Here is a 7,764-nt window from a genome sequence, read left to right as displayed (position 1 = left end):
CCACTGCCAGCCCCCTCCGCCGCCCGAATCGACCAAGCATCAGAGTGCCGAGCAGCATGTCTCACCGCATCAGCAACTGTCCCTTTTCATCCGTACGAGGCTGGGGACGTTCACGTGTACCCCGACAGCGGGCCGGTTCCGGCCTCCAAGTGGTGGAAGTAGAAGCCGCGCAGGACCGTCTCGCTGTGGGCGATAGTGGACGACGCATACGTTCGCCCGACCGGTCGTTTGCCGGTCACCGCGTTGGGCGCCTTGGCAGGGACCGGCAGCGAAATTACTGCGTCGGCCGGATCAGATCGCCAGTGCGGCCGCGTCGGCTTGGCGGTGATCTGGATCCATCGGGAAAAATCGCGTGCCTCGATGCGAGTCGCCTCGTTCCACGGGATGCCGATCGCCCACAACAGGAAGCGAAACCACCGAAGCAGGTCCATGCCATAAGAACGCTGGGTCAGTGACGACCGGCCTGCCGCTTGCAAGTCCTTCAAGTACTCGCGCACCGAGCCGACGGCCAACCCGCAGGGATCCAGCAGCCGATAAGGCTCCCAAGGGTCGTCGGTCGCCACCAGTGACCCCGCTCCCGGCACGACCAATGAGCCCAAGTCCAACGCGTCGTCCTCGTGCTCTGTCATGGGCAGCGACGCTAGCCATTCGTCGTCTGACCTGTCTCACGAACGACGAGGGCCCACCGGGTAGTTCAGTCAACACACCCAGGGGCGATACGTCCTGCGGTGGCCGGCATTCCAGCGGGCCCGGGCGACCGCGACCGCGCGGCGGGTGGTGCGCTCGTCGCCGGTGAAGCCCAGCAGGACCAGGCGCTCGTGGAGCTTGTCCGCGCGGACCTTGCCCTGCGAGCGGTCCACCCACTCCTCGATCTTGGGCAGGAACGGGTCGATCAGCTTCGGGCGCTTCGCCGGTGCGCCGACCGGCTGGCCCAGGTCCCTCATCCGTGCGTATCTCCGCACGGTCTTCGGGTCGACTCCTGCCAGCTGAGCGGCCGAGTGAGCGCACTCGGTGGCGTCCAGCGACTCGAAGATTTCCATGATCTCCCTGTCAGACTTCTTCATGATCCCTCCGGAGGGACGGACTCGGTGTTCGGCAACAGCGAGCCAACCGCCGGGGGGATCACTTGTTCGGAATCGACACGAAACGGACGACCTGGGACAGGGAGATCAGCTGTCCGTGGAGCAGGATCCGAGGTGTCCGCCTACAAGGATCTTGCGCTGTCCGCTCTCAACCCCCTGGAAGCTGTCGAACTCGGCCGCCCCTCCCAGCAGTCCGATGTCGTTCTCTTCCGCGGCATCGACGTGTTCGGACTGCCAGCCCGGGACGTCGCGAGCCGCATAGCCGAAGTCACCACGATCGTCGCCGCGGAGGACGATCCCGCGTCGTTCATCGCGCCGGACCTACTGCTCAGCTTCTGGCGCCCGTTCCAGGGAGACGACGACCCGGAGGACGAACAAGGCTACTTCTTCAACTCCGTCCTGCTGGCGTGTCCGGGCTACTACGACGGGCCCAGCCGACCCTGAAGCCCGACCCTCGGCCACCGCTACGATCTGCGGATGACTCGCAGCGGAAAGAGGACACGCCGCCTCACGATCGGCGACAGGACCTACCTGTGGTCGCTGCGGCACACTCACCACTCGCTCGCTGACGGCACCCGCGAGGGCTGCTGCGAAACGATGTCCATCCGCTCGCTGGAAGGTCGCGGCGGCCTGCGAATCCAGTTCTCACACGGCCCTGACCGGCTCGTCCCGGACGGCTATCCGCAGCCGTCCGGGACCGTCGGAACCTCCGACGGCAGAACCCTGAACCTTCACGAGCCCGGCACCGTCAGGGCTCTGCTCGACGAAGCCGTCCGACGCGGCCGGAACCCGGAACGGCCCATCGCCGAGGAGCTCGACGGCTGGACGCTGTTCGACGCCGTCCACAAGGCAATCTCCCTGATCGCCGCTGACGAGACCGAAGTGCCACCGGTTTGCCCCAGCTCTGGAGCGCCTTCCTGAAGCCTGTCCCGCACTGCGGAGCTACGCGGGGCGAAGAACGGGGTCGATGTCGGCCAAGGCTTCGTGGAGCTGACGGGCACCCAGGACAACGCGGTCGTCGGGCTCCTGCAGCATCTCCTCGCACAGCTGCATCGCGCTGTCCCGCTCTTCGGAGAAGATGCCGAACACATCGCGGACCGCCGTGTGGATCCACTCGCTGTGACTCCAGTCGGCGACCGCCAGCGCGGAGGCGACGATCGTCAGCCCGATCCTGTCCCTTCTCCGGAGCACGGCTTCCGCAGTCACCCGGGTGACGAAGGTGTCGCCCGGGTCGAGCACAAGCTCCAGCAGTGGCCCGATGGCCTCCTGCATGTCGGCGAAGGCCGCAAGGCCACGACCGGCGTCTGCCCGGTCACGGTAGTCCTGGCTTCGCCCGAGCTCGCGGAGCGCCACGAAAGCGGCATGCCGCCGGTCGCTATCCCCCCGCAGCAGCGCGCGCAGTCGCCTCACCTCAGCGACCAGGCGGGGCATGTCCTGTCGCGCAGAAGCGATGAAATCTAGATCGGCATCCAGTTGCAGGTCCGGACTGACCTGGACCTGCTCTCCATTGGTGAATCGGCTGAGATAGATCTCATCGTCCTCCACGGCAGTGGCTGGGGCGATCTGGATGCAGCTCGCCCCGCCGGTCGCACCACGAGTCTCCAGCACGGGAACCCACGCACCCACGGATGCGGCCGCGATCCGCACCTCCATGGACCCGAGCTCTTCTTCAGTCGGCATGACCAGATCATGCACCCCGACCGGGCAGGCCGTCCACGGGATGCCAAGCAAGCTGACCGGCTTCGGGCTATCCCCCCAGTCCAAAATCTGGTTGCCGAGGTCAGCGACGATAGGGCCATGACGCGATGGATCCGAACGCATGACGGTGAGAGCGCCACCTGGTCCTATTTCGAGCTCGACGATGAGCAGTGGGCGAGCCGGCAAGTGGATCTGCAGGGGCCCAAGCGCACTCCGGTCACCGCAGCCGCGCTCGGCGAGGTCCTGCAGTGCAGAGACCATGGCGACGCCGCTGCGACGGCCGCCTACGAGCGGCAGTACGGCGTTCTTGCGGAAGGCGCCCTCACCGGCTGGGAAGATGCCGACGCTGCTGCAGAAGTCACCGAAGACGTCTTCGAGCGGATCTGGGCCGCCGCTCGACTTCGACTCGCCTCGACCGGATCATCGACGGAGCACGAGGAGACACCGTGATCTCGGACTATCAGCAACAGCTTCGCGAACGGTTCCTCGCAGCCCCGGTGATCACACCGCCAGCTCCCTGGCGCCCGGTCCTGGACCGGCGCACCCCGGTCGGCGGCCTGCTCGGCATCGGCTTCGCGCTGGCACCCGACACCGGGCATGACCTGGTCATGGTGGTCTCCTACGACGGTCACGGGCTCTTCGACGCCACCACTGGCGAGAAGATCGCCCGAGATCGCGATCCGGACCCCGACACGAGTACCCCGGACGCGGTTCCTGACCTCTCCTGCCCAGGGCTGGGACCGATCACCGGAACCCGAGTGCCCATCGCCGGACTCTTCGGAGGCGGGTTGCACAGCACCACCGCTGACGGCTGGACACTGGAAGTGATCAGCCCGGAGTGGCCCAACGACCGGGTCCTGCTCTCCGCAGACGGCGGCATGCCTCACAACGGGCCGCACGCAGAGAAGTGGTGGCACATCTTCCACTCCGACTACTCGACGCTCCGAGCCGCGGGCTTCTCTCCCTCCGGACGAACCCTCGCAGTCGCCACCAGCAGTGACCTCACACTCTGGACCCGACCGGGAACCGAGACGGAACCCCGCGACGGGAAACACGCATGACCCGCGATGAGCTGATCGTGATGCTCAGCGGCGACACGACAGTCCATGCCATGGCCCGAGCCGCCCTGGCAGAGGGCGACTTCATCATCTGGGACGGCCTGGTCCCCGCAGCCGAGCTTGCCGGCATCTACAAGGCGCGACTTCACCACACCCTCAGGCGCGGCCAGAAGACGCTCGCTCTCAGCGAAGCCGTCGACACCCTGAAAGGCGCTGAAGACGCCCTCATCCGGATTGGCCGCATCGACACACCCGACCAGACCTGGGCCTTCATGCTGTTCCTCGACGCTACGGCGACCACCCTGCTGGCATGCACAGGCGTCCTCCGCACTGCACCCCAAAAGCCTGACATCTCCGCATGTTGACGGCGTCGGCGAGTGCGCTTGCCGACAAAGCCGCCTTCTCCATGCTAACTACGTTGCGTTGTCACACCGCGACTCCACCGCCGCCGGGCTCTACCGCGGCACCACTCAGACGAGCTACAGAGAAGTGCATCGGTCACCGTGACGGACATGTAGTCTATGGATCATCGCAGTTCAGAGCCGGTATCCGAGCTCCTGCGGTCGGTAAGATCGATGAAATCCACCGCCTCAACCCCCGCACCACCACCGGCGCGGAAACCGCCGACCTGCTAAAGGACCTCACCGAACGCATCGGCGCGACTTTCGTCTACGCCGGGATCGACGTCACCACCACACCCCTGTTCAGTGGAATCCGCGGCGCCCAACTCGCCGCCAGAGCCACCCTCATCCACGCCGGGCCCCTCCCCGCCCGCCACGGCCAGAGCTACCCCTTCCGCGACCTGGTCACCGGCATCGAATCCGCCCTCGACCTACAAGCCCACCGCCCCGGCACCCTCCCCCGCATGACCAGCTACCTCCACCTGCGCACCGCAGGCCGCATCGGCGCCCTCACACGACTCATCCGCCAAGCAGCGATCACCGCCATCAGCGACGGCACCGAGAAGATCACCAAGAACTCGCTCGAGGCCATCACCCTCGACCACCACACCGAACAACAACGACGCCCCACCCGCTAACCCACCCCAACCCCCTCCCGCCGCACCCTGACCAGGCAAAACGCCTCTGAGCAGCAAAAAACGCCCGAGCCATTAGACCCAGACGCCCCGTACAACACCCACCAAACCACGCACAAAAGCTGACACAACCCCAGACCAGACCCCCAAAGCCCGCCCCATCACCTGTTCTCACCCAACCACCAACACCCCAGCCCACAAGACACCCACCACACCAACTAACCACCCGCTCAATGTCAGGAGATCCTCGCCAATCGGCTCGCGGCCGAGGGTCCGGCCGCCGCGGCCGGACCCTCCGGTGGACAGGAGAGCGACCGTGAGCGGTGACCGGGCGGAGAAGCAGCGCGTGCAGGAGGCCGTACGGCGGCACGCATGCACCCGTGCCTTCGCGGAGGCGGAGGACGTCATTTCGGCTCTCTGCTGGCCGACCCCGGGGTACAGGAGGCGCGGGCGCGCATCCCGCACGCGTCCCAGCACAACAGGTGGACTCCTCACCAGTGACTGGATTGCGCGACCGGTCGTGAACTCCGGCACGGGTGCGGACAGTATCCCGGCTGTCGGCCGGGACAGACAGGACACTGTCCGGCAACCAATAGATCACCTGGCCGCCGGCCGCGCACGCCGCAGCGCCGTACGGCACCAGCCCGGCAACCCGATCAGCCGGACCCGGCAGCCGCACCACCCGCTGGTGGCAAAGAAAGTCATTCGCCCACCCGCTCAGCTCGACGGCGCCCGTGACCTGCGGCCTCGGCGATGTAGCAGGCGTTCGGCCACTTGGCGGACGGGTGCGCCCCGTGCGGCGTGTCCGGAGTGCGGCACCAGCCGGTGCTGATGAAGTCACCGTTGTCCCAGTCCTCCACCTTCTGGAGAATGATCATGATGGGTTTCCGTAAGGCCGTTGCGGCCACCGCCTTTGCCGCCGCCGCCGTGATGGCAGGCGCCGGCACGGCTTCGGCCAGCGACTACTCCCCGTACGGCGAGCACGATGTGATGGTCCGGCACGTGCTCAGCGCGCAGTGCAACGACGCGAGCACCCAGTTCGGGAAGGTCAACTACAACCAGGGACCGGTGTGCATCGACTTCGGCTCCGAGGACGGCCGGGGCCAGGAGATGGGCCGGGGAACCGAGTCCGACCAGGACACGATGAACGCCGCATGCAACTCAGCCGTCACCCAGTTCGGGAAGGTCAACTACAACCAGGGACCGGTGTGTATCCGCTTCTGAACCGCCGCTGACCGACCAGAACCCGCGCACAGCAACGCCCTTCCGTGCTCGCGCGGCCCCGGGGCCCTAGGCACGGCGTGGCTGCAGCGCTGAATCGTCGTCGACACTCACCTACGGCGTCAACGGCGATCCAGCGCCTGCAGGCTCCGGACGCGGTGGCGCGGCTATACGAAAACAGGGCACAGTACGCCGCCCACATCGTCAACGAGTACGCAGAACACGCGCCCGCCGCAGACCGAAGGAACGATCTTCCTCGGACGGCCGTCGGCAGCGTTCCGCAGAAACACCGCGAACTCCCCAGAGACACCCTCGCCAACCTGATCATCAGCATGCACAGGCACATGGTTCCAGACGCCCGAACCAGCACCCATCCACCTTGACCAAAAGTTAGGGGCACCCCCCAGCCCGGACTGCCGGGCGGTGCGGATTTGCCGGAGGCCTGGCCAAGGGCTGTACTGGAAGAGACCGGGAGCGAGGCGCCCATGGGAACAATGTCCAACATGGTCACCCTCATCTTGCCCTGGACCCGGATGGCCAAGCGCGTCGCCCGGATCACCCAACAGCGCCGCCGCGGGCACGACGCGAAACAGGCTCGGCGGGGACGCCATCGGCGCTCGCCAGACCGGCGCCAGCGATAGCGGCCACCGCCCCGCTCTACCGGCTACGGACACCCAGAAAGGCCCCTGGTAGCCACCGTGCGGCCCCCGAGGGCCCAACGCTCTGCTCGTTCGAGTGCCGTAAAGATGTCGCCGACCAGGCGCTCTGCCATGCGGGGTGCTCTGGGTCTCAGCAGTGTGACCAGCCGGCGGCGACCGGCTCTCCTGAGCTGGGCGGGAGAGCCGAAGCGCTCGAGCAGGGCCAGGACGGCGGGGTGGTCCAGGCGCGGGCCGAGAATCTTCTCCAGTGAGGGATGGATCTGTGTGAGCAGGCCGCGGAGCCGGTTCTTGGTCCGGGTCGACTCGGTTGCCAGGTCGTCGTCGAAGCCGACGAGCATCTCCATTTCGGCGATCGTCTCGTCGGCGAACTCGATGGCCCGAAGGGTGTGGGACATGGTGCGGGCGGCATCGGCGATGACGAACGCGTCGCACCCACCCCGTCATCTCCCACCCGGGTCCGGGGAAAGGGCAGACAGAGGGGGAAGTCCGCGCCCAGGACGCTGCCGCCGAACATCACTAGTGCCTGCCCGCGTTGATCCTGCGGGGGGGGCCGATGAGCGGACGAAAGCGTGTATTTCAACCGCCGAGGGTCACTTGCTGTCCAGTCGCCCCAGCGCGTGGGCGTCAGCGAGGACGGATCGGGCCATCTGCCAGTCGGTGTGGTCGATGCCGGTGATGTGGCGTAGGTAGGCGAGGGTGACCTGCTGGACGAGGGCGACGCGGCTGGAGTCCTCGTCGGTGGTCTCTGCTGCCCGGTAGCCGGAGGTGCCGCCGAGGAAGTGCTCGCCGCCGAAGACGGTGAGCAGGCTCTTGTCGCCGCGGCTGAGGGTGTAGGGGTCGCTTGTCCAGGCGGGTCCTCGGGTGGTGAGCGGGAGATCGTCCTTGTCGCCGGCGACCACCAGTCCGGGGGCGGTGATGTGGGAGAAGTCCTGGTCGCGGAGCCAGGGAAGGTTCTCGTGGGCGAAGGGGGTCAGTTCGTCGCCGCCCTTGCCGGCCGTGGCCCGCTGGGT

General features: G+C 67.0%; 9 protein-coding genes and 4 pseudogenes. 7 read left to right on the top strand and 6 right to left on the bottom strand.

Annotated features, from left to right (window positions below; genetic code table 11):
* Positions 1–110: 110 nt before the first annotated feature.
* Both O3W51_RS46430 and O3W51_RS46425 read right to left on the bottom strand, forming a co-directional pair.
* Positions 111–629: a hypothetical protein gene (locus O3W51_RS46430; protein ID WP_138359704.1), complete on the bottom strand. Its 519-nt coding sequence runs from the start codon at positions 627–629 to the stop codon at positions 111–113.
* 75 nt (positions 630–704) lie between these two features.
* Positions 705–1,064 (bottom strand): annotated as a pseudogene (locus O3W51_RS46425) (IS21 family transposase); the annotation flags it as partial.
* Positions 1,065–1,196: 132 nt separating this feature from the next.
* Here O3W51_RS46425 and O3W51_RS46420 point away from each other — a divergent pair.
* Together O3W51_RS46420 and O3W51_RS46415 are read left to right on the top strand one after the other, a co-directional pair.
* Positions 1,197–1,526 (top strand): hypothetical protein, encoded by a 330-nt coding sequence (locus tag O3W51_RS46420; RefSeq protein WP_269290012.1) that lies wholly within the window; start codon positions 1,197–1,199, stop codon positions 1,524–1,526.
* Between the two features lie 33 nt (positions 1,527–1,559).
* Complete coding sequence (locus O3W51_RS46415) at positions 1,560–2,003, top strand: hypothetical protein (protein WP_187145220.1); 444 nt, start codon at positions 1,560–1,562, stop codon at positions 2,001–2,003.
* Positions 2,004–2,024: 21 nt separating this feature from the next.
* On the opposite strand, the gene O3W51_RS46410 is transcribed toward O3W51_RS46415, so the two are convergent.
* A complete protein-coding gene (locus O3W51_RS46410) occupies positions 2,025–2,762 on the bottom strand; it encodes a hypothetical protein (protein ID WP_232486173.1) in 738 nt (245 codons plus the stop codon).
* A 117-nt stretch (positions 2,763–2,879) separates the two neighbouring features.
* Between O3W51_RS46410 and O3W51_RS46405 the strand changes: the two genes are divergently transcribed.
* From O3W51_RS46405 to O3W51_RS46390, 4 genes and pseudogenes are all read left to right on the top strand, one after another.
* Positions 2,880–3,230: a hypothetical protein gene (locus O3W51_RS46405; RefSeq protein ID WP_138359377.1), complete on the top strand. Its 351-nt coding sequence runs from the start codon at positions 2,880–2,882 to the stop codon at positions 3,228–3,230.
* Positions 3,227–3,841, top strand: coding sequence for a hypothetical protein (locus tag O3W51_RS46400; protein ID WP_138359375.1), 615 nt, complete (start codon positions 3,227–3,229; stop codon positions 3,839–3,841). The genes O3W51_RS46405 and O3W51_RS46400 overlap by 4 nt, the downstream gene beginning before the upstream one ends.
* On the top strand, positions 3,838–4,203 hold the full coding sequence (locus tag O3W51_RS46395) for a hypothetical protein (RefSeq protein ID WP_138359373.1): 366 nt from the start codon (positions 3,838–3,840) through the stop codon (positions 4,201–4,203). Before O3W51_RS46400 ends, O3W51_RS46395 begins: the two co-directional genes overlap by 4 nt.
* Before the next feature lie 206 nt (positions 4,204–4,409).
* Positions 4,410–4,877 (top strand): annotated as a pseudogene (locus O3W51_RS46390) (ATP/GTP-binding protein); the annotation flags it as partial.
* Positions 4,878–5,575: 698 nt separating this feature from the next.
* On the opposite strand, the gene O3W51_RS46385 reads toward O3W51_RS46390, so the two are convergent.
* Entirely contained in the window at positions 5,576–5,752 is a 177-nt protein-coding gene (locus O3W51_RS46385; RefSeq protein WP_187145378.1) for a hypothetical protein, read from the bottom strand.
* Here O3W51_RS46385 and O3W51_RS46380 point away from each other — a divergent pair.
* Positions 5,751–6,098 carry a hypothetical protein gene (locus O3W51_RS46380; RefSeq protein WP_232486174.1) on the top strand — a complete coding sequence of 116 codons (348 nt, stop codon included), beginning with the start codon at positions 5,751–5,753 and terminating at the stop codon, positions 6,096–6,098. The genes O3W51_RS46385 and O3W51_RS46380 overlap by 2 nt on opposite strands.
* Positions 6,099–6,825: 727 nt before the next feature.
* Here O3W51_RS46380 and O3W51_RS46375 read toward each other — a convergent pair.
* Together O3W51_RS46375 and O3W51_RS46370 are read right to left on the bottom strand one after the other, a co-directional pair.
* Positions 6,826–7,182 (bottom strand): annotated as a pseudogene (locus tag O3W51_RS46375) (IS110 family transposase); the annotation flags it as partial.
* A 162-nt stretch (positions 7,183–7,344) separates the two neighbouring features.
* Positions 7,345–7,764 (bottom strand): annotated as a pseudogene (locus tag O3W51_RS46370) (chlorophyllase); the annotation flags it as partial.

This window comes from Streptomyces sp. H39-C1 (assembly GCF_027158125.1).
GTDB lineage: Bacteria > Actinomycetota > Actinomycetes > Streptomycetales > Streptomycetaceae > Actinacidiphila > Actinacidiphila fildesensis.
The sequence above is the reverse complement of the archived record's forward strand: the minus strand, read 5'-3'. Positions and strand labels throughout refer to the sequence as shown.